A 24,490-nucleotide genomic window follows, 5' to 3' on the forward strand; every position below is an offset into this window, starting at 1 on the left:
TATTGTATCGCCCACTCTAACAATACCGCTAACGTTAACCGATAGCTGATTGTTGTCGGGTTGGGCTTCATTCGGAAGCCGGGTCACCTGGATCGTCTGCTTCTTTTGATCCTGAATGCCGGTCTCCTTCCAGACGCTGTTCACAGCATCCCATCTCTCCAGCGCAAACGTAACGATAAATTCAAAGCTGCCCATTGACCAGGGCGTATATGTGGCCTTGTAGTTTCCATTTCCATCGTCGCTAAATGAACCTAACGGAAAATCAGGCAGGCCCCAGGTTTTGGGGATGTACCGCTCAGCCCCGTCTCCTTCTCCGCTCGGAACATCCTGCCGATGCCCTGTCGCTGTCACGGTTACGGTCGTATCCAGCATCACAATATTCGGGTCGTTGACTGGGCTCAGACTGAAAGCATTCTGCGCTTCGACGGCTGGATAAGGCGAAGCCGAGACATTCATATTCGCATTCTTGCAGGATTCATCTTCTCGTTCCCATTCTCCGGCATCTACACTATAACGCTGCAGCTCAAAACAAACGTTGATGGAATATAATCCGGAAGTCGGAGGCGTAAAAATGGACGTATAGCTTCCATTGCTTAATGCAAACTCCCCCCACACACCGTTCATACCGATCGCTTCCCAGAACATCGGAATGAATCGCGTGTCTCCATCCTGAGGGTCGACTGCCGACGGGTTGTGGCCGACGGCCGTCAACGTGACCGATTCGCCTCTCGCCGGATTGGGCGAACTTATACTGAAGGAATTCTGGTCGGGATCCGCCGATTCAGCCTGCGCAATTGGATTGTAGTAAACGAAGTTGGATACAAGCAGAGCCAAGATAAAAACTCCATAGAATGCCCTTCTTCCCGGCTTATTGCGTTTTACTATCATTTCCCCATCTCCCGCTATTAAAGTATGTTTCCTCCTATAGTTGAACCCATCACAAACCAGAACATGCTGAATACAGTCAAGCTGCGCAGCTTTCTCGTCCAACGTCCCGCTGCTTTTCGGCTTTTAAAGTCAACTCTCTCCTTGTCCTTGAACTTATGAGCTTATGCTGTTCGGCTTTATTCGGCCGCTTTCGGCAAAATTCGAATCCATTATACAAACCATGGATAAACAGCCAATAAACAACCAGTCAACGAGTAGTCAACAAACGATCACAAGCGATCGCGCTTCTTTTCGTTTTATTGTTTATTTGTTGTTTATTCCTCGCAAGTATACTGATAGAATTGCAGGAGAAAAGGAGGAGAGACCGTGCCTGGAAAAACGCCGCTGAGAAGGGCGATCGTGATCGGCGCGCTCACTCTTCTGCTCGCCTCGCTCTTTGTTCTCTGGCTGACGGGAAACGGCGGCGGCTCGCGAAATTCCCTGCAGGTTCGCGGCGGAACAATGAGCTTGCAGCATTGGAACCCCGAGCAGAATCCCGCTGTCAAGCTGTACGGAGAATGGGAGTTTTACTGGAATCAGCTGCTGTCCCCCGAAGACTTTCGGAAGCAGGGAGCAGCATTGACCGGGAGCGCCGACTATATAGCGGTTCCCTCTGCCTGGAACGGGCAAGTCGTGAACGGCGTGAAGCTTCCCATCTATGGCGAAGCAACTTACCGAATGGTGCTGACCGACATCCCCGCTCCCGGAATTTACGCCCTGAAGAAATCGAATATCCGATTTTCGAGCCGGATTTATGTGAACGGTGAGGAGCTTCTGGCGGACGGGTGGCCAGATGGCGGCGACAGCGCTTACGAGCCGGGCAATCGGCCCACACTTAACAGCTTCTACAACGACGGCGGCGATATCGAAATCGTCGTGCAAGCCGCCAACTACGATTACGTTAATTCCGGCTTTGTCGTCCCCCTCCTGTTCGGCAAGGACGAAGCGCTGAACGCTCAACAGCGGAAAATAATCGTGCAGGAGTTCGTCATTCTGGCGATTCTCGGTACTTTGGCGCTCATCTACGTTATCTGCTTCATTGCAGCGGCTGTGTACAACAGGAAGGATTACTCCCTGCTGACGCTGGCTCTTCTCTGCGCGTCGGCCGGCGTCTATCACAGTCTGATGGGCGAACGTTCGTTGATGTTGCTGATCCCGGACATCTCGTTCGTGACGCTGTACAAAATCAAAGACGTCGCCTCGGTGCTCACCTGCATGGCGATTTCCTTGTCTTTTTATCAACTGCAGAGAAGCATCATCTCGTTCAGGCCAATGCTGGCCATATCGCTCGTGCTGGGAACTTTCGCGATGCTCATCGTGTTTCTTCCCATCAGCGCCTATACCCCCATTCAATATTACATTGTCGCTTTGTACCAGCTGCTGCTGACCTGGCTTTTCGCAAGAGCCTCTTACCTGTATGTGCGAAATGAGGAGGACGGCGGCCGGTGGAAGTCCTTCCTGCTGTGCATGGCGGTTTTGCCGATCAACCTGTACTCCATCGATACGATTTTGTTCGCCTTAAGCTTCAGCACATCGATGCAATTCGGCCAGTTCAGCATAATCGCCTTTAACCTGGTCATGCTGCTTCTTATCGTTCTGCGTTTTTTCGAGGCGTACCATACGATTAATGAAATGAAGGATCAGCTGCTGCGGCTGGATAAAATCAAAGACGATTTTCTGTCGAACACTTCGCACGAGCTGAGAACCCCGCTCAACGCAATCGTCAACATCTCCGAAACGCTGCTGAAAGGGGTGAGCGGGCCGGTCAACGGCGAGCAAGCGCAAAATCTGTCGCTTGTAGTCGGCAGCGGCAGACGGCTGACCCATCTCGTCAATGAGCTTCTCGACTACTCCAAGCTGAAGTACGGGGATTTGAAGCTGCATAAGAGCCCTCTCATTCTAAGAGCCTACGTCGAGTCGGTCATGCGAATCCATTTGTTCCTGCTCGAGGGGAGAAGCACGGCGCTCGTCAATCGCGTGCCGGACGACCTGCCCCTCGTTCATGCGGACGGCATCCGGCTCACGCAAATTTTACATAACCTGCTCGGCAATGCGATAAAATTTTGCGATCAAGGAACGGTGGAGGTCAGCGCTTCCGCTGCGGGAGATTGGATCGAGGTCCGCGTCAGCGATACCGGGATCGGCATCGAACCGCATATGCAGGAACGGATTTTCCTGGATTACGAGCAAGGCGATCATGAGGATGCGCCCCAGTACGCCGGAACCGGACTGGGCTTAAGCATTACAAAAAGACTCGTCGAACTGCACGAAGGCCGCATCGGCGTCCATTCGACTCCCGGACAAGGGACCACCTTCATCTTCACTTTGCCCGTCGCCCCCGGCAAATCCGCCAAATCGAGAGCGGAATCGCAAGCGGCGGACAAGTCCCCTTTTTCCGGCGGCGATCCCGCTCGTCAGAAGTATCCTCTGCGTATCGAGGGAGAACACAAGGAAGCCATTCTGATCGTGGACGACAATGCTCTGAATCTGCAAAGCATGATCAATCTGTTTAAGCTGGAAAAGCAAACGGCCGTCGCCGTCAATCGCGGCGAATCGGCGCTGCAGGCCGTCTTCTCTCGTCAGGAATTTCACCTCGTCGTCCTGGACATCGCGATGCCGGACCTGTCGGGCTTCGAGGTGCTGCGGAGCATCCGCGAGCGGTTCTCCCCGTTCGAGCTTCCCGTTCTCATGCTGACAGCGCGAAGCCGGAGCGAGGACATTCGGCTGGCGATGGAGCTGGGGGCGAACGATTTCGTCGCCAAGCCCTTCGAGTCCGAAGAGCTGATGGCGAGGGTCAGAAGCCTCTCGAAGCTGAAGTCGTCGGTCAAGCTGGCCCGGGATGCGGAAATCGCCTTTTTGCGTTCTCAAATCAAGCCTCATTTCTTGTACAATGCACTATCGGCGATCGCCGAGCTGTGCATGATCAATCCCCGGCAGGCGGAGGAGGTTACGCTGCAATTGTCGCGTTATTTGCGCAGCAGCTTTGATTTTAAGCATCTGAACGCGATGACGACGCTGAGCGACGAGCTGGCATTGGTTCGAGCTTACGTCGGAATCGAGCAGGCCCGCTTCGGCGGCCGGCTGCACGTGGAATACGAGGTGGATGCCGATCCGAACCTGCTGATTCCTCCTCTAATCGTTCAGCCGCTGGTGGAAAATGCAATCCGGCACGGCGTCATGTCCAACTCCAGGGGGGGCGTCGTAAGTCTGCTCGTTAAGGGGAGCGCAGGCAGCGGAATCTCTTTGCGGATTGAAGACAACGGCTCCGGAATGAGTCCGCAGAAGCTGCGCCGCGTGCTGAACCCGGATTCCGCAGCGCAAGGCATCGGACTGTGGAACATCGCCCAGCGCTTGCGGCTTCTGTACGGGACAGATATGCGGATTGAAAGCCGGGAAGGCGAAGGCACCCGAATCGAGATCGATCTTCCCGGCGAAAATGCGATGGCGAAAGGGAGCTGACGGATGTTACGAATTATGGTTGTAGACGACGAAGAGCTCGCGGCGATGCGTTTAATGCGCATCCTGTCCGAGCGCGACGAGCCAAGCGAAGCCGTCCTGTTTCTGAGCTCGCTGGAAGCGTCCGAATATGCCAGAAAACACCCGATAGACGTGGCTTTCTTGGACATTTCCATGCCCGATGTCAACGGAATGCAGTTATCGAAGCTGCTGACGGATGCTCAAGAGGCGATGAAAATCGTTTTTGTCACCGGGTATGACGCGTATGCGGTCCGCGCCTTCGAGCTGAACGCCCTGGATTACATTATGAAGCCCGTCACCGCAGAGCGGCTGGAGGTCACGCTGAAGAGGGTTAAAGCGAAGAAGCGGACAAGCGAGGCGGTAAAGCCTCTGCTCGAGGTGCTTCTTTTTAACGGAATGAACGTAAGCTTCTCGGTCGACGGGGGAGCCAGAGAGACCGTTAAGCTGCGAAGTCCGAAAACGGAGGAGCTGTTCGCTTTCCTGCTTTGCAAGCGGGTCGCGTATCGAGAGGAAATCATCGACACGCTGTGGAACGGACTTGCGCCCGATAAAGCGTGGAAGAACCTCAATTCCACGCTGTATTACGTTCGGAAGGCGATCAACGGCAGCGAGCACAGATGCGAAATCGCGGTGACCGGCAACGAGATCCGGATCAATACGGACGAGCTCTACTGCGATCTGTACGAGTTTGAGCGAATGCTTCAGGAGATCAGACGCGATCCGGAACAGAGTATGCCGCTGCTTAAGCGAGCTGAAGCGCTGTATGCCGGGCCTCTGCTGCGCGGCAAAGCTTACGAGTGGGCCGGCGATTACGCCCGCAGCCTTGAGCGGCAATATATCGATTTGTTGGAGCTGCTGGCTCGCCACAACCGCCAGCGCGGCCAATTCTTTCAGGCTTTAAGCGAATATGGCGAGATTTTGAAGCTGGACGCCATACGCGAGGATGTCCATGGAGAGATCATCCGCATTTATCTTGAGCTGGGCCGAAAAAACGACGCGCTCAGACAGTATCGGCAGTTGGAAGCCATGCTGCGCGCCGAGCTGGGGATGGAGCCGGATGCGAAAATCAGGGAGCTGCTGCAATGAACCGAGACGACGGGCGCGAACGGAAGGCGAAGACGACCGCATGAAGAAAGATACGGACAATTCGACGAACGATCGCGGCCTTAGTCAGCCAAAGCGCGCAAAAAGGCCCGGGGCTTCCCGCTCGGGGAAGACGCCCGGCCTTGCCGTTGATAATGCCCTTAAGCTTTCAGAACGTCATGATCGACATAACGTTCGCCGTTCAGCTCGCTGACGACGTTGATCGCCACTTTGGCGCCGTCGCCCGCCGTGATGATCGTATGCATGCTTACGCCGGCGATCGTACCGGCGGCCCACACGTTGGACAGGTTCGTTCTGCCGTCGGGCGCGCAGTCGACGATCGTCTTGATGCGCGGCTCGGTTCCCGGCTTGGTGGTCACGCCGCTCGCCTCGGCCACGTCCGCGAACATGCCGGTGGCGATAATGACGTGAGCGGCCTCGTACGACTGCCCGTCCGCTTCGATCGTAACGGAGCCCTCGCCCGAGGTCAGCTTCGTCGCCTTGGCCGTTACGAATTCCGCTCCGAACTTGGCCGCCTGCTTCTTGCCTAGCGCAACAAGCTCGGGACCGGCAAGTCCCTCGGCTCCGTAATGATTTTCTACCCACGCGCGTTTCGTTACGCTCTGATCGCTGTCGATCACCAGCGTTTTCTTGCCGGCCTTCGCAGTAAAAATCGCGGCGCTGGCGCCCGCCGGCCCTCCGCCGATAATGGCCACGTCGTACATCGGACTCACTCCTTAGGAAGAATTGGGATCTCTCACTTATTGTAACACGCGAATGAATCGCTTTCAAAAAGTAAGCCCAATCCGCGACGACCCCGCCGCCGGCGCCTCGCCAACCGCCGTTCTCACTTCTCGCAGCCCGGCCCCGTCGGCTTCGCGCGCGCAAAAGCGGCGGGCGAGCGGCCCGCACCCGCTGCCGCTAGCGGGATACTTCCTCCAGCCGCTCTACGCCGACCGTCTGCACGTCCGTCGGGCTTTGCCCGACCTGCACTGTCGCGACGCCTCCCTCGACGTCCACATCCTCGATCCAGACCGACTCGCCGGTGTCCAGCCGAACTTTGACCCGATCGGCCGACTCGTAAATTTCCTTTGCTCTTCTCGCGTCCATGCACTAATCCTCCAAAGTTTCCTCAATGTCGGGCACCCATCCGTTATGGACGGTCACCTGCCCGCCGCCCAATCCTTCATTCACCATCCGGTCGACATCCATATCGTACTCGTCCCGGCCTTCGTGGATCGCGTCCTCCGGCGCTTTCTCCGTCTGTTCGGAGCTCATCAGCAGCATCTCCCCTCGGCATTGAAATTCAGTCCTTTCCAATATTCCCTGCCCGGTTGTTTTCCATGCGGAATGGACAACTTATAGGAAACCCGACAGCAAAGGAGCCTGCCTCATCATGCATACGGTCTGGAAAGGCGCGATCAGCTTCGGTCTGGTCCACGTGCCCGTCAAAATGTTCACCGCCACCGAGGACAAGGACATCCATCTGCGGATGATCCACAAGGAATGCGGGACGCCGATCTCCAACGTCCGCACCTGTCCGCACTGCGAGAAGGAGGTCGTCTGGGACGAGATCGCCCGAGGCTACGAGCAGGAGAAGGGCCGGTTCGTCCTGTTCGAGCCGGAGGAGCTGGACGCCATCAAGCCGGACAATACGAAGACGATTCAGATTCTCGACTTCGTCGACTTGACCGAGATCGATCCGCTGTATTATCAGAAAGCGTACTACCTGTCGCCGGACCAGGCTGGATCGGGCGCTTACAACCTGCTGCTGGAAGCGATGCGCCAATCCGGCAAGATCGGCATCGCCAAAATTGCGATCCGCAGCAAGAGCAGCCTTGCCGCCATTCGGCCTGTGGACAACTGCATCTGCATGGAAACGATGCATTATCCGGACGAGATTCGTTCGCTTCAGCTCGTCCCCAACTTGCCGGAACAGGCGAACGTGAACGAGAAGGAGCTGACGATGGCCAAAATGCTTATCGAGCAGCTGTCGACTCCGTTCGAGCCTACGAAGTATACTGACGATTATCGAATGGCCCTGCAGGAAGCGATCCAGCGCAAGATCGCCGGGAAAGGGACCGACGTCGTCACCGCCCCGGAAGTGGAAAGAACGAACGTCATCGACCTGATGGCCGCGCTGCAGGCCAGTCTCGAAGCCGTCAAGCCGGGAGACGACTCCGGAACGGGGGGAGACCGGGGCAAGCCCAAAACTCGCAGCACCCGAGGCCGCAAAAAAGAAGGGGCGGTTCCCTGATCCATGGAGCTGCAGCCCGTCATTCCCTTCGAGCCGCTGGCGGCCAGCGAGCTCCCTCAAGGCGGCGAATGGGTGGCCCAGATCAAATGGGACGGCGTGCGCATGCTCAGCTACTGCGACGGACGCTCCGCTCGCCTGATCAACCGGAGGCTTCACGACCGCACGCTGCAATATCCCGAATTCGCCGATCCGACCGCGTTCTGTTCGTCCTCCTCGTTCATTCTCGACGGGGAATTGATCGCCTTCGACGAAGCGCGGCCCTCCTTTCAGGAGGTCATGAGAAGAGACAGCCCGCGCACGCAGGCGAGCATCGCCGCGGCTGTGAGCCGGGTGCCCGTCACCTATATGATTTTCGACGTGCTGTACGCCGAAGGCCGCTGGGTCACCGATCTTCCCTTGTCGCGAAGGCAAAGGCTGCTGGAGGACATCGTCCTGGAGAGCGAGCGCGTCCAGCTGTGCCGCAACTTCGTCGACGCCTCCGCGCTTCTGGAGCTGATGCGAGCCCGAAGCATGGAAGGCGTCGTCTGCAAAAATCTGAACAGCGCCTACGCGATCGGCCAGAAGGACGGCCGCTGGCGCAAGCTGAAGCTGACGCGCGATCTGTACGCCGCCATCGGCGGCGTCACTTATAACGGGCCGACCGTCAATGCGCTGCTGCTCGGCTTGTTCGACGGGAACGGAAAGCTCCATTATATCGGTCATGCCGGAACGGGCAAGCTGTCGAGGACGGACTGGAGAAGGCTGACCGAGCAGGTCGCGCCGCTGGCCGTGGACGAGATGCCGTTCGCGAACCGGCCGGACAGGCATCAGGACGCCGTATGGCTCGCGCCTCGCCTGGCTGCGAAAGTGCAATTTCTGAACTGGACCCGGGGAGGCACGATGAGGCATCCGAGCATCCAGGCGCTGCTGCCGGAGCGTTATCTGGCCGAATGCGTCGCCGAACAGACCGGGGCGGACCCGCAGATGGAACCGACAGGAAAGAGGTAACGATTATGGTCAAAACGCGAACGGTCGTGCGGCTTGGGGAACACGAGCTCGCCATCTCCCATCCCGACAAAGCGATCTGGCCGGAAGCCGGCATTACGAAGCTGAAATACGTGCAGCTGCTCGCCGAGTTGGCCCCGTTCCTGCTGCCGTACACCGAGGGCCGGCTATTGACGACGATCCGCTATCCGGAAGGCATACACGGCGTTTCCTTTTATCAGAAAAACTGCCCCGAGCCGATACCGGATTATGTACGTACCGCCCGGGACGGCGCCATTAACTACGTCGTGCTCGACTCGGTGCGGACGCTCCTGTGGATGGGAAGCTTATACAGCCTCGAATTCCACGTCTCCTCCGACGAGCTCGACAAGGCGCCGCCGAATGCGTGGATGCTCGACATCGACCCGTCGCTGGAGGAGGAGCCCCGTCTGATGGAGGCGACGGAGCTTGTTCTGCAGGCGCTCGATTCGCTCGGACTCAGCGCCGTAGCCAAGACGTCCGGAGCGACCGGCGTGCAGATCGTCATGCCGATCGAGCGCGGTCCGGACTTCGATGCGCTGCGCCGGTTCGGCAAGTTTCTGTCCGAATATCTTGTCGCCCGCAACCCCAATCTGTTCACGGTGGAACGGCTGAAGAAGGACCGCGGCGATCTGATCTACCTCGACTATTTGCAGCACTATGCCGGCAAGACGCTTCCTGCCGCCTATTCTCCGAGGGCGCGCCCGCTGGCGACGGTCTCGACGCCGCTGACCCGGGAAGAGGTGCGAAGGAACGTCAAGCCGAGCGACTTCCATCTGCTCAATGTGCCGCAGCGCCTTCGCCAACTCGGCGATCCGCTTGCCGCCGCTCCCCGGCAATCGCTCGGTCCGGTGCTTGCCCACCTGTTCGGCAAGCCATAAGACCGTTACAGCAGCGGCGACAATATACGCGCCATCGCTTCCTTCGCCTTCTGCGCGCGCGGCCGCTTCAGAAACCTCTGCAGATTGATCTCCTCGCTGTCCCGCAAATCCTGCAGGAAATTTTGCTCCACCTTGGCGATGGCGGCCGGGTCGAACAGATGCGCGTTGATCTCGAAGTTGCTGTAGAAGCTGCGCAAGTCCATGTTCGCCGAGCCGATGACCGCGGCAAACCGGTCTACGACCAGCGTTTTGGCGTGAATAAAGCCCTTCTTGTACTGCCACACGCGGACGCCGGACCTCATCATCTCCTCCGCATAGGACAACGTCGCCAGATGAACAAGCCAAGTATCCGGAACGTAAGGGATGAGCAGACGGACGTCCGTGCCGCCGACTGCGGCGTCGCGCAGCGCCATGGCGACGCTCGGGCTCGGGATGAAATACGGCGTCGTGATCCAGACGCGCTCCTCGGCGGCGTTCACCATCGCGAACACGGAGTCGTGAATCGCGTCTCCTCTGCGGTTGGGGCCGGCCGGCACGATCTGGACCGCCTCGGCGTCCGGCACGTCGTGCTCCGGAAAGTAGGAGGGAGCGTCCGGCTTCTTGCCCGTCGCGATCTCCCAGTCTTTCAAAAAAACCTCCTGAAGCCAGTAGACGGAATCCCCCTCCAGCATCAGGTGGGTATCCCGCCAATAGCCGAGCCTCGGATGCTTGCCGATATATTCGTCTCCGAAGTTCATCCCGCCGATAAACCCGACCTTGCCGTCGACGACCGTAATTTTCCGATGGTTGCGGTAGTTGATTCTTTTCTTAAGAAAGGAGGGCCGGAGCGGGAAGAAGCAGGCACAGTCCACGCCTCCCTCCCTCAGCATCCGGATGTAGGACTCCTTCAGCTTGATGCTGCCGACGCCGTCGTACAGCAGCTTGACCTCGACGCCTTCGGCGGCCCGGCGCAGCAGCTCCTGCTGCAGCTGCCGGCCGATGCCGTCGTCGCGGACGATGTAGGACGAAATATGAACATGCGACCTCGCCGTCCGAATCGCCGCGAGCATCGCCTTGTAGGTGTCCGGCCCGTTGTTGAAGACGGCCGTTCGGTTGCGGCCGGAGACGGGCAGCTCCCCTCGCTTGATCAGCGTGCGGAACAAGCGAGGGCGTCCGGAGATTCCCGTCGGCGGCAGCCCGGCCGGATCCGTCACCGTCCTCGTCATCTCCAGCAGCTTCGCCCGGCGGCGCTGATCCAGCTTGCCTCTGCGGCGGGCTCTGCGGCTTCTGCGGTACTCCGTCGCCAGGAAGTAATAAAGCAGGAAGCCGACAAACGGGAACAGAAACAGGATGAACAGCCACGCCGTCGCGTGGGCCGGCCTTCGGAATTCCAGCAGCAGAATCGTCGCCGCCTGGAATATAAAAATCAGCAGAAGAAGGCAAAACCCGTACCCCATCATTTTCATCGTATCCTCGCGTCTCTTAATGATTTTCAGGTATGAAAGGAAGCTTTCAAGAATAAATAGCAGTAGAACAGGGATGACCCGACAATTCCCGATTCCGAAAGGAGAGCCGATGGCACACAGACGGAAAACGAAATGGTCGTTGATCCTGATCCGGGACGCCGATCATCGGGTGAAGCAATTGCGGGTGTCCGGACGAACGATGGCGCTCATTCCGGTAGCGGCCGCGCTGACCGTCGCCGGAACGTTTGCGGCGAGGGAGCTGGACGCGCTGCAGCAGATTCACGAGCTGAAGGCGATGCTTAACGCCAATGCCGCCCGCAGCGGAACCGCGCTGGCGGCGAAGAACGGAGAAATTCGCTCGCTGAAGCAGGAGCTGGATCAGCTCGGCGAGAGGACCGAGCGGCTGCAGAAGCGGATGAACGAATTGGCGGTGCTGGAGGCCAGGCTTCGGCAATTCATCGGCCGGTACGGGGACGGCCAGACGATCCCGTCTGTCGGCCCTTCCTCCGAGGTCGCGGCTTCCTCCTATGCCGTCGCCGCAGCCGACAAGCTGTCCGCCGAGTCGGCCGAGCTGACGATCGAAGAGATTGCGGAGCTGTCTCAGATGCTGGGCGAGCTGGCGGAGTCGATGGAGGCCAATCTGCGCAAAGCCGAGCAGAAGCAGGCCGAGCTGGACGTGCTGCCGTCGGCTTGGCCGACGGTATCCCGGCGCATGACGTCGGGCTTCGGCTACCGCAGCGATCCGTTCACTCGCAAGCTCGCCTTCCATGCCGGAGTCGACATTACCGGCGATGTCGGCGATCCGATCTTCGCCGCCGGAGACGGCACGGTCGCCGAGGCCGGCTTCAATCGCACACGCGGCAACTATATCATCATTGCCCATCGGAAGGGTTTAGAGTCGCATTACTTGCACTTAAGCAAAATCGGGGTAAAGATCGGGCAGCAGGTCGAGCGCGGCAGTCGAATCGGGGAGATGGGCAACAGCGGGCGAAGCACGGGACCGCATCTGCACTTCTCGATCGTCTCCAGCGACAAGCCGGTGAACCCGCTCCCGTATTTACGACAAGTCGAGGAGGATTGAGCGATGTTCGGAGGAGGCAAGCGAGGCGCCTTGACGGATACGTTAATCGGCGCCGGAACGGAGTTTAACGGCATGATGAAAGCCGAGACGGACGTGAGAATCGAAGGCGCGTATCAGGGGGACATCGAAAGCAAGGGGAGCATCGTCATCGGGAAAGGCGGTATCGCCAAGTCGAACCTCGTCGCGCGGGACGTGACCATTGCCGGCAAAGTGTACGGGGATGTACATACGTTCGGCAAGCTGGTCATTACCGCGACCGGCCAGCTTCACGGCAGTTCGCAGGCGGCGATTCTGCTTGTGCAGGAAGGCGGCATTCTGAACGGCAGCAGCAGGATGGAGAAGGGGGACAAGAAACCGGCGATCGCCGTCCCGGAAAGCCCGGTTCCCGCCAGCGCCTCCGGCGCGGCGGCCGCCGAGAAAAAAGCGAAGCAGGCGGGATGAACTCCGCCTGCTTCGCTTGCGTGCGGTCCGGACTTGTCGTCCGGGAATGACGGCGAAGCAGCTTTAATGGAGCGCCGCTCCTTTCCGCCGGCTTAACCAGCGGAGCAAGGGGGGCGGCAGCGCCGACTTGACGGCGTTTCTGAGCATCCGGCGCCAGTTCCGCTTCGGCCGGAAGGAAGCCCAGGAGGTCTGGGCCAAATACTTGAAGTACTCGCCGCCGTAGGGGTGCTGGCAGCCGGAATGCCACGGCTTGGACGCTCCCGTGTAATGGATGACGCACAGATTCGCCGGCTCCGGGCCTTGAAGACGGTTCGTCTGGAAATTCCAGCAGACCGGCAGCTCCAGCCAGTCGTCATGGAGGACGGCGTTCAGGGCATCCTGATCGTGGAACACGAGCTTATCGGGATGACGCTCCATCATGCTCATCACTCGGCCGGTCAGCCGCTTCTCCGTCCATCTGCGCATGTCGAACACGAGTACCCCGGCATTAAAATAACCGGAAGAAGCTGGAATGCCGAGCTCTGCCTTGCGGAAGTCGCCCCCGATGTCGCGAACGGCAGCCAGCGATCGGCCTTGCAGATCCAGATTCCATAGCGGAAGCAGATCCCCTCGAACGACAACGTCGCAATCGATGTAGATCGCCTTGTCCAGGTCGTAGGGCTTCAGCAGCTCGGGAATGACGATCTTGGCGTAGCTCGTCTCGTTAATATGATGATTGGTCGGCAGCCCCGAGAACGCGCCGGACTCCACAGGCAGGAACAGAAGCTCCGCCCGTTCTCCGTCCAGGGTGCGTACAAGCTTCTCCCGGTTGCTGGCCGACAGCGGATTATGCAGCACATAGAAGCGCGCCCAGGCATGCGAGAGATGGATCAGGAGCGATTTCATGGCGACCCCGAGATGCTGCACGTAGGAATCGTCCGTAGCCGCCACGATGTGGATGATCGGTTTATTCGGCATAACAGCCCTCTTTCTCTTCGACTCTCCCGGGCAGCGCGGCGCCCGAGGCCCGTTCCCTCTCTCGACCGGCGCGAAGCTTCGCCTTGACCCTTGAGACGAACGCCTGCCAATGGAAGGCTTCCGTCTTGGAATCGATCAGCGTGCGTTCCCCGACGGAAGACAGCGTATGCCATCCGGCCGGGTACGGCCCGTTCGGATCGGGGGTCAGCCGGGCTTCGACCGCTTCCTCGAAGTCCTCGGTCGTCAAGGCGACGATCCGGTTGAGCGTCACCGCTCCCCCATAGGTTTCGGAGCAGTCCTGGGCCGGCCTGTACAGCCGGCCCTTCCAATAAAAAGGCGTTCCGGCGGGACGCGAGGAACGAATGTCGGTCTTGACCGGATTCAGAGGATGCGCCTTCCATTCTCCCTCCGGCTCGGAAGCGTACCAGATATGCAGATGGGAGTCGGGGCCCTTCTCCCCATCGGTGCAAAACAGCCACCAGCGCCCTTCGTGCCGGATTACCGTAGAATCGACGGCCCGAAAGTTCTCCAGAATATCCCGAACCTTCGCCCATCTGCGGGGGTATTCGTCCGCCCGGTAAAGCGTCGCCCTGGAAGCCTCATTCGATTCCGGAATGCAGTAGATTCGGTCCTCGTGGGTAAACAGATACGGATAGGACAGATGAACCGGAAGCTCCAGATCCGTCGTTCCCCCGTCCGCCCGGAACCCCTCGGCGTAGTCCGCCGTCCGCAGCACCCCTTTGCCCGTCGAATAGTCGAACTCCTCGTACAGGATGCGCACGGCGCCGTTCATTCGGATCCCGAACGGATCGGCCGCGTAGCGGCTGCGTTTCGGCAGCCATTCCGTCCGGGACAGATTCGGCTTCTCCAGGAAGGAGTGGATCGGCCGATCCGCAATGCCGACGTTCCAGCGCTCGGCGACGAACCAGTGACGGACGAAGTTCCGAAGCTTGCAGCCCCCCATCGACAAGCCGAGCTTCAGCGCTTCGGCGGCGGTGCCTCCGAAGGCGGGGGCCGCCTCGTTCCCGGCAGGCTCCCGCCAGCGTTCCAGATAAGGGGCATTCCCGTTCATCACGTCTCGGCAGACGACGGAAGGCCAGCGCAGACCGAGGTCGTTCGCCGCGTCGATGTTGCGGAAGTACGACTGCCGCTTCGCACGCGTCGTTCCCTCCTTGAGAACGGCATACCTACCCGCTTGCCGTCTGATCAGCGATACGGTGACGGTCGGCCTGCGGTAGAGCAGACAGCGGTACGAATCGTCGAATACGGAGCGGACTCGCTCCTCCCCGTATGCGAATTCCCAAACTCCGTGCCGGGGAACCCCGACCAGCTCGGGATCGGGCGGCTGCTGCCGGAAGCTCACCACCACGTCCAGGCGATAGGCCGACAGCTCCTCCGTCCGGCTGCAGCGGTTCGCGTCCCACTCCACGACCGGAACGTTCCCCAGAACCGATCGGAGAGGCTGCCGCTTCAACGTTCTGGCGGAGCGGTCCGCCAGACGCTTGAGCTCCCGGTACAGGAACGGGCCGGCGCCAGCACCGTCCTCCTCTTCGTGGATGACGATAACCGAGATCGCGACGCCGTTCGTATCGAGCAGGCTTTTAACGCACTCGGTTTCCCACCATCTCCACGTCCTGCTGCCAAGCAATACCCCTAGCCTCAGCATCTTTGGTCTTCCCTCTTTTCCGCGCTCGGGTCAGCGAACGAAGGAACGACTTCGTCCGATGATAAGATTCGAGGAGGCCGAACGTTCTCGCCACGATTCTCATAGAGATGAGAAAGACGAGCCATCCCCTCTTTCCGTTGTTGTTCACGACCTGCAAATGATAGTTGTTCCGGACCGTATCGGTCCAATAAAATTTATACGCCTGAGTGCCGTCCTCGAAGTCGCACTCCTCCATTCCCTGCTCGTGCATGTGGCGGATCAGTCGATGGGTCAGAATGAGGCCGACGCTTCTGCGCGCAAACTCCGGCGCGTAGTTCATGAATTTTCCGTAGACGTTATTGTTGAAGACGATGCAGAGGCTGATTGCTTCGATTCTTCCGTCGATCTCGATATAGGAGAAGCTCAGTCTCCCCCGGTTCCAGCCGGACGCGAACCGCTCGTAAAGCCTTCTGTTCCCGGGACTTATAAATTTGCTCGTCCGGTCCCACTTCTCCACGTTCAGCTCGATCAGTCTGTCCCAGACCGCTTGACTGTATGGCTGGTCGATCCGGATTTTCACTTCGTGCTCCTTGCACAGCTTTCTCTCTTTTCTCTCGATTTCCTTTATCTGGTGCTTGTTGACTTTTCCGGGGTAATTTTTGAATTTCAAATACGGCGTCATCGTCGCTTTGTGGGCATAGGTTCTGTAGCTCTCTCCCCACAGCTTCTCGGCCAGAAACGTCATGTTGCTCTTCGTGTTCAGATCGGCCAGATGGAGCAGATCCCATTCGCCTCGCCGCTCCTCCAACGCCGCCATAATCGCCCTCAGCAGGACGATCTCGCTGTATTCCCGGTGAAGGCAGAAGCTGCAGTAAGGCGCCTGATTCTCGTTTAACGATCGCAGCACCCGGATTTTCACGAACCCTTTGGTTTCCGATGCGACATAGAGCGGAGCGATGGCCACGCACTTGGTCTCCTCGTAGACGACGATGACGAACAGCCGGATATCGGGCGGATGCACGCTGTTCAGGCTTTCCTCCACCCAGTCGAAGGTATCGTACGGATCGCACGTCTCCATGCTGTCCGTCAGCGCGTTCCAGTCCTCCTCCAGCTGCCGGAGCCCGGCTCGGGTAGAGACGACTCTGGCGTTCATTCGCTTCCCCCTCCTTCCTTCATCCTTCTCGGACCGGTTTTGATCGCGACGTAGCCCTTCAGCAGCCATTTCTTGAAGCCGTCGTTCAGCACGTAAATATTGTGGTTCATGCCCGACCGGTCCGTCCAATAAAACTTGTAGCTTTCGCTTCCGCGGAGGAAGTCGAACTCCTCCTTGCGCTGCTCCCGGTAGTGCCCCAACATTCTCTTCAGCAGAACCAGGCCGACTCCCTTGTCGGCATACGCCGGATCGAAGGCCGGCGTGTAGTAGTAGATTTTTTTGTCGGTCTGAAAGCCCATATGGGCGGCCGCCAGTTGTCCTTCGACCTCGAGAAACGAGAACTCCAGCTGCTTTCGCCGATCCAGGGCGTACAGAAGCTCGTTCCAGAAGGCGATCGACCGGGAATCGCTGAATACGCTCGACTCCCCCCATCTGCGCCGGTGAAGCTCGACCATGGCTTCCCACTTCCTCTGATCGAACGGCTGCCCGACCTGGACGTTAACCTGGTTCTCGCGAAGGAGCTTCCTTTCTTTGCGATCGATGGCGCTTAATCTTTGCTTGTTCACCGTTGCCTTCGAGAAGGACCGGTAATCGACGAACGGCGTCTCCTCGTACCGTTCGACCGTCGTGTCGAGACGGGAGCGGAACGCCTGCTGGACGAGACGCGTCGTTCGATGGCGCGAATTAAAGTTCACCAGCTCGATATAATCCCACTCCGCCCGATGCTCCACGATCACGTCGATCAATCTTTCGATTAACTCCGAATAGCGGTAGTCCCGATGAAGATAGAATCGGCAGTAGTCCTTGTAGCCGGAGTCGATCGGCTGCATCGCCCTGACCTTCAGCAGAGGAAATTTCCTGAATCTTTTGCAATAGATGCGCATCGGAGCGATGGCGACGCACCGGGCTCCGTCGTACAGCGCAACGACGAACAGCCCGTCGTCCTCAAGGAAATGCTTGACGTAAATCCGGTTCCAATCCCAGAAGTCGAAAATTTCCGCATCCTCGATGTGCCGCACCAGCGACTCCCAGTCTTCCTCCAATGCCATAAACGACTCCCGACGCGTAATCAGCCTGGCCTCATACATGGCATTTCTCCTCCGTCTTCCGAGCGTTGCCCGTGCGCCAGCGATCCGGCCGGAACCGCTCCCGGACATAAGGACAAATAGCGTTCGGCCACGCGGTCGAACGAAAATTCGTGAATAAGAGAACGGACAGGCGGCGTTTCCTTCTGCCGGCCGGCGTCCAGCACGTCGATAATTTGCTCCGCCCACCTCTCCGCGCTTTCCTCCACGATATAATTGTCGGGACTCAGCGGCTTCAGCTTGCGGGTCGCCGGGATGTCCGAGCTGATCGTCGGAATGCCCGTGAAGATCGCCTCGAGCAGCGCGAGAGGAGAAGCCTCGTACCGAGACGGGAACAGAAAAACGTCCGAAATTTGCAGCAGACGGGCGACATCCTCCCTGCTGCCGAGCAGCTGAACCTCATCCTGCAGTCCCCATCGGCGAATGTCGTCCGCCACTTGATCGGCGTACGCCTTGTCCACCAGATGGCCGGCGAACAGCAGCCGAAAGGGAATCCCCCGCCGCTTCAGAGCCGACGCCGTCTCGACGAGAAAACGCTGATTTTTGACCGGGTCCAGCCTCGCCACTTGAAGCAGTACGGGAGTGTCCTTCGGAATGCCCAGCGACAGACGGATAGCCAGCTTCTCCTTCGGGCCGACCGGGGCGAACTTGTCCGTATTAACACCGTTCTCAATGACGGTAATCTTGCCCTTGGCCGAGCCGAATTTCTTCTGATAGGCGCTCGAGACATGCTCCGCGACGCTGACGATGCGATTGACGCCGTACAGGCTTAACCTCTCGAACAGTCTGTCCTTGAAGCTCGGCCAGTCGTCGCCCCCGTTATGTATCGTAGTCATCGTGTACACGCTGCGAAAGATCAGATTGCGCAAGCCGGCGTACATATTCGGCGTGCACCCGTGCGCATGAATGATATCCGGTCCGAATTCCGAGACGGCTCGGTTCAGCTTCAGCAAATTGAGGAACGCGTTGAGCAGCCCGGTTCGCTTGTTCAGCTCGACGACCCGGACGTCAAGCTGCTCCAGCCGTTCCAGCAGATGCGCCCGCCCTTCCGGATCGGGCGATTGGAAGAGCGTGAACAGGGCGCATTCCACCCCCTTATCGCGATAATGCTTGATCAGCTCGAAGGCTACCTTCTCCGATCCCGCTAGCTGCAAGGACTGAATGAGGAACGCGACTTTCACCGGGCTGAGCCCCCCTTTCTCCCGTCGCGGCATACCCTTCCGGATTGAAGAGCTGCCAGCGCCAAGCGTCCAGGCACATCTCCTCGATTCCGCGCGTTGCCTTCCATCCCAGCTCGCGCGCGGCCTTCGACGGATCGGCGTAGCTGGCCGCGACGTCGCCGGGTCTGCGTCCGACGAACCGATACGGAACGCGGCGTCCGGATACGCTTTCGAAGGCTCTGACGAGCTGAAGCACGCTGATCCCGCAGCCGGTTCCCAGATTGTAGGCTTCGATTCCCCGGGAGGCGCAAACCTTCCGCAGCGCGTGCAGATGGCCGACGGCCAGATCGACGACATGGATGTAATCCCGGATTCCCGTTCCGTCCGGCGTCGGATAGTCGTTGCCGAAGATGCTGAGCCGCTCCCGTTGACCGACCGCCACCTGCGTCACGTACGGCATCAGATTGTTCGGCGCCCCGCCGGGATCTTCGCCGATCCGCCCGCTCGGGTGAGCGCCTATCGGATTGAAATACCGCAGCAGCGCGATGCTCCATTGCGGATCGGACGCCTGAAGATCGCGCAGGAGGTTCTCTGTGACGAGCTTCGTCCGTCCGTAAGGATTGGCCGCGCTTAACGAGCAGTCCTCCGCGACCGGAGGAGGAGACGACGGGCCGTATACGGTCGCGGAAGAGCTGAACACGAGCCTCTTGACCTCGAAGCGCTTCATCGTCTCCAGAAGAGACAGCGTGCCTGCCACATTGTTTCGGTAGTACATCATCGGCTCGGCGACCGATTCGCCGACCGCCTTAAGCCCGGCCAGATGTACGACCGCCTCCACGCGATGATGCTCGAACAGCTCGCCCAGTCCCGCCGAATCCAGAAGATCGCAGCGGCAGACCGAGATGCTGCCGTTCGCGATCTCCTCGGCTCTGCGGAGGGATTCGGGGCTGCTGTTTGCGAAGCTGTCGGCCACGACAACGTCATACCCCGCTCCCAGCAGCTCCACGCATAGATGGGAGCCGATGTAGCCGGCTCCTCCAGTAACCAGTATCGCCATATCGCCTCTCCTTCCGATTGACATCCGCTTTCGACTCGCCGCGATCGCGCCCCTTCCGACCGCTCACCGTTCCAGGCGGACGATCAGACCGGCACTTGCGAATACTTCTTGTGGACTTCCCGTTCAATCCATTCGTACGTTCTCTTCAGGCCTTCCTCCAGCGAAATGCGAGGCTGCCATTGGAGAACGTCGTACAGACGGGTATTGTCGGAGTTTCTCCCCCGGACGCCTTGCGGACCTTCGATATGGCGAATATCGACTTCATGTCCCGCGATGCCGGCGACGATGCCGACCAGCTCGTTGATCGAGATCAGACGGTCCTGCCCGATATTCAGCGGATGAGGATAATCCGACTGCATCAGCGAATAGATGGCGTCGACGCAGTCGTCCACGTAGCAGAAGGAGCGCGTCTGCTCCCCGTCGCCCCATACCGGGATGAACGCTTCTCCTCTAAGCTTGGCCAGGGCCACCTTCCTGCAGATGGCGGCCGGCGCCTTCTCCCTGCCCCCGTCCCACGTCCCCAAAGGTCCGAAAATATTGTGGAACCTGGCGATGCGCGTCTCTATCCCGTAGTCCTCGCGATAATGCTCGCACAGCCTCTCGCTCACGAGCTTCTCCCAGCCGTAAGCGTCCTGGGGCATAGCCGGATAAGCGTCTTCCTCCTTCAGCGGCTTCACGTCGGCGACGGTCTGCAGATGCTCCGGGTAAATGCATGCGGAAGAGGTGTACAGATATCGCCCGACGCCGTTCTGTCTGGCCGCCTCCAGCGTATGAAAGTTGATCAGCGCGTTGTTGTAGAGGATTTCCGCGTGATGGGTCGTAATGTATCCCATGCCGCCCATATCGGCCGCCAGGGCGTATACCTGCTCCATTCCCGACGTGGCCTCCAGACAGCGATCCCAGGAACGGAGATCCGCCAGCAGAAACTCGTCCGCCCGGGACTCGGAATACTCCGGCTTTTTCAAGTCCGCGCCGCGCACGTAGTACCCTTTGTCCTTCAACAGATTGACCAGATGATTGCCGATAAAGCCTCCCGCTCCGGTGACCAGCACTTTTTTGCTCATTCGAGAACCCTCCATACGATTTGAAATAGGAATTAGGATTTACCGCTGGAACTGACGCCCATCTGCTTCGTTTTCAGCACCCGGCGCAGATAGGACATCGCGTCGATTTTCCGATACAGACTGAACATAATTACGGCCGAAGGAATCAGCACCAGAAGCACCCATTTCAACGGCAGCACAGGCAGGAAGACGACCGGAATGCAGGTGGCCATGCAGATGAGCGGCAGTCCGTACTGCAGCGTATAGCTTCTGCGAATCTCGGCATGAATCATGAAGTAGGCGAGCAGCGCGACGATCTCCCCGGCGGCGTAGCCGTAGATGCCGAATACCGGCAGCGCGACGAGAGCCGTTATCGTGAACAGGCCTACGTAGGCGAGATTGAATTTGGACACTACCCAGTTGGCTCCGCGGACATACAGCATGTTGATCGGCATGCTGAATATCGCGATCATGCTGTACTCGATCGCCACGAAGGGATAAATATGCAGCACCGTATCCAGATCGCCTTCGAAGAAATACGGGATCACCCAGTTCGCCAGGACCCCGAACCCCATCAGAAGCGGCACGATCGATATAATCTGCAGCAGCATCGCTTCGTTCAGCGCGTTCTCCACCCTCTGCCGCTCGTGCTGAATTCGGGCCAGCAGCGAGAAGGAGATCGTCTGGATCGCCCCGTTGATGAAATTGAGCGCCTCGACGATTCTGATGGAGACGGAGACGGCGGAGACCGCTTCCAGGCCGATAAACTTGGCGACGAACAGCGGGTTGATCAGCGTGCGCACTTCCCAGATGCGCCGGGACAGCGTATTGCCGATGCCGTACTTGAGCATCATCCTCAGCATGTCCCAGGACCAGTACAGCCTCGGCCGGTAGCGGGAGAAGTAGCTGCTGATCGCCACCGCCATGGCGCCCTGAAGCAGGTTGCCGATGACGAGGCCCCAGATTCCGAAGCCGGCATAGACCAACGTCAACGCCGAGGCATAATAGACGATCTGGTTCATAAGCTCGTAAATCGCGACTTTACGGTACTCCAGCCTTCTTTCAAGATTGGCCATGGCGGGCAGCAGGTACGCGCCGCTCAGCATGCCGGCCAGCGTCGCCAGAAAAGGAAGCTGGATGCGATCGTTGTCCAGCCACGCCTCCAGCAGAAAGGAGACGGCGATGCCGACGACGACGGCTGCGATCGAGGACAGAAGCACGAAGGTGAACGCCATGTCGTATTGGCGCGGCTCGGACTCGGACTCGCTGCGGATCAGGTATTGGTTAATGCCCAGCTTGCACAGCTCGCCCATGAACGTGATGATGCCGGTAATCGACACGAACAGCCCGTAGTTCTCCACCCCGATGGCGTTCATCAGCAGCAGCATGCCGCCGAAGCTGATGGCGAATCCGACTCCGCGTCTTAGAATATAGTAGGTGCCTTCATGGATGACTTTGTTTCGGAAGCTCGTCTGCGCCATCTTATACCACCGCGCTTCCTATGGAGGGAACTCTTTCGCCCGTCCCTCCGCCGTCAAGCGGAAGCTCCTTCAATCGAGGGCTGGCCGCTTTGTCGGCCACCAGAATGCCGTCCGGACTGACGACGATAACCGCATTCGGCATGCCCAGGACGTGAACGGGAATCGCCAGCTCGTTAATCAGATGCGTGTTGACCGAATCCTCGCTAATCGTCCCTCTCCCGATCAAGGGCTCGGACAATTCCTCCGTTAAGCTGTTCCACGTCCCGAGATCCTTCCAGCTTCCGCGATAGGGCACCATGGCAACGTTCGGCTCCTGCTCGACCACCTCGTAATCGAAGCTGATCTTCTTAAGGGAGGCGTACTGCCGCGCCAGAGCGGCGTACTCGACGGGAAGCTGTCTGCGCCGCAGAATGGAGACGGCGTACCGGAGCTTGAAGGCGAAGACGCCGCAGTTCCAATGGGCGTTGTGTCGCCGAATGAGAAGAGAGGCCGTCTCCGCCGACGGCTTCTCGTGGAAGCTTCTCACTCTGTAGTAGGCTTCCTGCCCCCGGGGCCGTTCGGGCACAATATAGCCGTACTTCTCGGAGGGAGAGGTAGGAGCCACTCCGACAAGTCCCAGATTCACCGGGGCCTTCTCCAGCACCTCGTCCAGTTCCAGCACCTTCTCGTAGAAATCCGGCTCGACGAACGCGTCGACCGGCAGCACGACGACCGTCTCGTCAAGACCGGCGCCGAGCATCGAATACAGATAGGCCGACGACAAGGCGATCGCCGCGAAGGTGTCCCTTCGCTCCGGCTCGACCACGATCGGCACGCGCGAGCCGAGCTGCTCCTGAATCAGCTCCGCCTGGCTGGCGCTCGTCGCCGCCAGGCAGTGCTCCTTGAGCCCCAAGCCGCCCAGCTGCCTCCATATTCGCTGCAGCATCGATTCCGGGTTGTTCCAGGGATCCCGCAATATCCGCAGAAATTGCTTCGAACGGGTAGCGTTGGACAACGGCCACAGCCGCTTGCCCGATCCGCCCGACAACAGAATGATCTTCATGCTCGATTCACCTGCTTTCTATTCGCAAAAGGGGGTTCCACGAACCCGGATGCAGCTGCCGGCAGCGCCGGCGAAGCAGCTTGAGGCGCAGACAGCGGGAACAGCTTCGGATTAAAAATCAGCCCCATGAAATAAAAGGCGTACCAGGAGGACTGCGTAAAGATGATGTTGGACTGGGAGATTCCCGAGAACAGATAGGAGAGCAAAACCAGAAGCGCCGTCATCAGCACGAAATAGTCGCTCTTCTGCCGGAGTCTGTCCCGCAGCAGTCCCCTCAGCCTGCCGATCGCCATCCCGATCGCCGCCATATAGACGAACAGGCCGACAAGCCCGCAGGAAACCATCACCTTGAGCCAGGCGTTATGCGCATCGGCGTGCAGAACCGTGTCGAACTCGTGGTCCTTGTTGATCGAATAGCCGAACGCCAGATTCAGCAGATCTCCCTTGAAGTAGTTCGCGGCGATCGAGCTCCAAATTTCGCTTCTCCCTTGCGTATTGCTCGCCGAGAAAATTTCGCCCGACTGCACCTCGATGACGAGGGCGCCCTTCGGCAGGTAGAAATTCACGTACAGCGCGTAGCCGGCGACGATCAGCAGCAGCGAATAGACGACGATCGCGTTTCTCTTCCAGCTGCTGAAGGTTCGTTCCTTATACCGAAAATACTCTACGATCGTGCCGATCAGGATGACGGCGTAGACGATCAGCAGCATCCTGGAATTCGCCATAAGGATCAATTGAGGCGCAATGACGAACATATAGACGGCCGCAGCCGCCTTGCCGGACCTGAAGCGGTTAAAGAATAAGTACTTCCTGAAAAAAATGACCGACAGGATTACGCAGATCGCCAGATCGGTTTTGTAATAATACGGGCCTACGAAGGTATACACCGACCCCCAATACTGGTAGCCGCTCCCCGTAACGGCCTGGTACAAAATGTAGAGCACCGGCGGCAGGAAGGAGGCCGCGATCATCCCGATCGTCTTCTGGCCGTCGGACGCCATCTGCGCCAGGAAAAAAAGAAGAAACGCCGAGACGACCTTCAAAAAAACGCCCACCGTAATCTCATTCATGTCCGCTGCCAGCGACCGCAGGAACAGCAGGCTGAGCAGCAGCAGCGCCAGATTGATCTTCAGCGGCCGGAGACGGAATAGATGGGCCAACGAGAAGACGAAGACGCAGGCGATCAGCAGCAGATTAAACGTCTTGACGCTCCACAGCATATCGGCTAGCGGCTTAAGCAGGAACAGGAGGTTGACCATTCCCTCGATCCTTT

20 protein-coding genes and 1 pseudogene are annotated in these 24,490 nt (G+C 58.8%); 7 read left to right on the plus strand and 14 right to left on the minus strand.

Annotated elements, in window-relative coordinates:
- The first annotated feature begins 1,254 nt into the window (after positions 1 to 1,254).
- Positions 1,255 to 4,386 (plus strand): ATP-binding protein, encoded by a 3,132-nt coding sequence (locus ACFO3S_RS04260; RefSeq protein WP_378092627.1) that lies wholly within the window; start codon positions 1,255 to 1,257, stop codon positions 4,384 to 4,386.
- A gap of 3 nt (positions 4,387 to 4,389) precedes the next feature.
- Positions 4,390 to 5,490 (plus strand): BTAD domain-containing putative transcriptional regulator, encoded by a 1,101-nt coding sequence (locus ACFO3S_RS04265; RefSeq protein WP_378092630.1) that lies wholly within the window; start codon positions 4,390 to 4,392, stop codon positions 5,488 to 5,490.
- A gap of 158 nt (positions 5,491 to 5,648) precedes the next feature.
- Here ACFO3S_RS04265 and ACFO3S_RS04270 read toward each other — a convergent pair whose 3' ends face one another.
- The 3 genes from ACFO3S_RS04270 to ACFO3S_RS04280 form a co-directional block, all read right to left on the minus strand.
- On the minus strand, positions 5,649 to 6,212 hold the full coding sequence (locus ACFO3S_RS04270) for an FAD-dependent oxidoreductase (RefSeq protein ID WP_378092632.1): 564 nt from the start codon (positions 6,210 to 6,212) through the stop codon (positions 5,649 to 5,651).
- 196 nt (positions 6,213 to 6,408) lie between these two features.
- Positions 6,409 to 6,597 (minus strand): H-type small acid-soluble spore protein, encoded by a 189-nt coding sequence (locus ACFO3S_RS04275; protein ID WP_378092634.1) that lies wholly within the window; start codon positions 6,595 to 6,597, stop codon positions 6,409 to 6,411.
- 3 nt (positions 6,598 to 6,600) lie between these two features.
- Positions 6,601 to 6,765 carry a hypothetical protein gene (locus ACFO3S_RS04280; protein ID WP_378092637.1) on the minus strand — a complete coding sequence of 55 codons (165 nt, stop codon included), beginning with the start codon at positions 6,763 to 6,765 and terminating at the stop codon, positions 6,601 to 6,603.
- Positions 6,766 to 6,883: 118 nt separating this feature from the next.
- Between ACFO3S_RS04280 and ku the strand changes: the two genes are divergently transcribed.
- Genes ku through ligD form a run of 3 tightly spaced genes read left to right on the plus strand, consistent with a single transcriptional unit; the run spans position 6,884 to position 9,627 of the window.
- Positions 6,884 to 7,744 carry a non-homologous end joining protein Ku gene (gene ku, locus ACFO3S_RS04285; protein ID WP_378092639.1) on the plus strand — a complete coding sequence of 287 codons (861 nt, stop codon included), beginning with the start codon at positions 6,884 to 6,886 and terminating at the stop codon, positions 7,742 to 7,744.
- A gap of 3 nt (positions 7,745 to 7,747) precedes the next feature.
- Entirely contained in the window at positions 7,748 to 8,731 is a 984-nt protein-coding gene (locus ACFO3S_RS04290; RefSeq protein ID WP_378092641.1) for an ATP-dependent DNA ligase, read from the plus strand.
- A gap of 5 nt (positions 8,732 to 8,736) precedes the next feature.
- Positions 8,737 to 9,627 (plus strand): non-homologous end-joining DNA ligase, encoded by an 891-nt coding sequence (gene ligD / locus ACFO3S_RS04295; protein WP_378092643.1) that lies wholly within the window; start codon positions 8,737 to 8,739, stop codon positions 9,625 to 9,627.
- Between the two features lie 5 nt (positions 9,628 to 9,632).
- Here the strand turns inward: ligD and cls are convergent, their stop codons facing one another.
- Complete coding sequence (gene cls / locus ACFO3S_RS04300) at positions 9,633 to 11,072, minus strand: cardiolipin synthase (RefSeq protein WP_378092646.1); 1,440 nt, start codon at positions 11,070 to 11,072, stop codon at positions 9,633 to 9,635.
- Between the two features lie 109 nt (positions 11,073 to 11,181).
- Here cls and ACFO3S_RS04305 point away from each other — a divergent pair, with 109 nt between their 5' ends.
- Both ACFO3S_RS04305 and ACFO3S_RS04310 read left to right on the plus strand, forming a co-directional pair.
- Entirely contained in the window at positions 11,182 to 12,153 is a 972-nt protein-coding gene (locus ACFO3S_RS04305) for a M23 family metallopeptidase (protein ID WP_378092648.1), read from the plus strand.
- Between the two features lie 3 nt (positions 12,154 to 12,156).
- Complete coding sequence (locus ACFO3S_RS04310; protein WP_378092650.1) at positions 12,157 to 12,594, plus strand: bactofilin family protein; 438 nt, start codon at positions 12,157 to 12,159, stop codon at positions 12,592 to 12,594.
- A gap of 63 nt (positions 12,595 to 12,657) precedes the next feature.
- Here ACFO3S_RS04310 and ACFO3S_RS04315 read toward each other — a convergent pair whose 3' ends face one another.
- From ACFO3S_RS04315 to ACFO3S_RS04360, 10 genes and pseudogenes are all read right to left on the minus strand, one after another.
- The gene (locus ACFO3S_RS04315; protein WP_378092652.1) at positions 12,658 to 13,551 is read right to left on the minus strand and encodes a glycosyltransferase family 8 protein; all 894 of its coding nucleotides are present in this window, start codon (positions 13,549 to 13,551) and stop codon (positions 12,658 to 12,660) included.
- A complete protein-coding gene (locus ACFO3S_RS04320) occupies positions 13,541 to 15,217 on the minus strand; it encodes a glucosamine inositolphosphorylceramide transferase family protein (RefSeq protein WP_378092654.1) in 1,677 nt (558 codons plus the stop codon). Before ACFO3S_RS04320 ends, ACFO3S_RS04315 begins: the two co-directional genes overlap by 11 nt.
- A complete protein-coding gene (locus ACFO3S_RS04325) occupies positions 15,153 to 16,349 on the minus strand; it encodes a GNAT family N-acetyltransferase (protein WP_378092656.1) in 1,197 nt (398 codons plus the stop codon). Before ACFO3S_RS04325 ends, ACFO3S_RS04320 begins: the two co-directional genes overlap by 65 nt.
- Positions 16,346 to 17,437, minus strand: a complete 1,092-nt coding sequence (locus tag ACFO3S_RS04330; RefSeq protein WP_378092658.1) for a GNAT family N-acetyltransferase — start codon at positions 17,435 to 17,437, stop codon at positions 16,346 to 16,348. Before ACFO3S_RS04330 ends, ACFO3S_RS04325 begins: the two co-directional genes overlap by 4 nt.
- Entirely contained in the window at positions 17,419 to 18,615 is a 1,197-nt protein-coding gene (locus tag ACFO3S_RS04335; protein ID WP_378092660.1) for a glycosyltransferase, read from the minus strand. The genes ACFO3S_RS04330 and ACFO3S_RS04335 overlap by 19 nt, the downstream gene beginning before the upstream one ends.
- 31 nt (positions 18,616 to 18,646) lie before the next feature.
- A pseudogene (gene galE / locus ACFO3S_RS04340) lies at positions 18,647 to 19,651 on the minus strand (UDP-glucose 4-epimerase GalE); the annotation flags it as partial.
- An 83-nt stretch (positions 19,652 to 19,734) separates the two neighbouring features.
- The gene (locus ACFO3S_RS04345) at positions 19,735 to 20,715 is read right to left on the minus strand and encodes an NAD-dependent epimerase/dehydratase family protein (RefSeq protein WP_378092662.1); all 981 of its coding nucleotides are present in this window, start codon (positions 20,713 to 20,715) and stop codon (positions 19,735 to 19,737) included.
- 32 nt (positions 20,716 to 20,747) lie between these two features.
- A complete protein-coding gene (locus ACFO3S_RS04350) occupies positions 20,748 to 22,175 on the minus strand; it encodes an oligosaccharide flippase family protein (RefSeq protein ID WP_378092664.1) in 1,428 nt (475 codons plus the stop codon).
- A 1-nt stretch (position 22,176) separates the two neighbouring features.
- On the minus strand, positions 22,177 to 23,217 hold the full coding sequence (locus ACFO3S_RS04355; protein ID WP_378092666.1) for a sugar phosphate nucleotidyltransferase: 1,041 nt from the start codon (positions 23,215 to 23,217) through the stop codon (positions 22,177 to 22,179).
- Positions 23,214 to 24,476, minus strand: coding sequence for a hypothetical protein (locus ACFO3S_RS04360; RefSeq protein WP_378092668.1), 1,263 nt, complete (start codon positions 24,474 to 24,476; stop codon positions 23,214 to 23,216). Before ACFO3S_RS04360 ends, ACFO3S_RS04355 begins: the two co-directional genes overlap by 4 nt.
- Positions 24,477 to 24,490 lie beyond the last annotated feature (14 nt).

Source organism: Cohnella hongkongensis, from assembly GCF_042654645.1.
Taxonomy (GTDB): domain Bacteria; phylum Bacillota; class Bacilli; order Paenibacillales; family Paenibacillaceae; genus Cohnella; species Cohnella hongkongensis.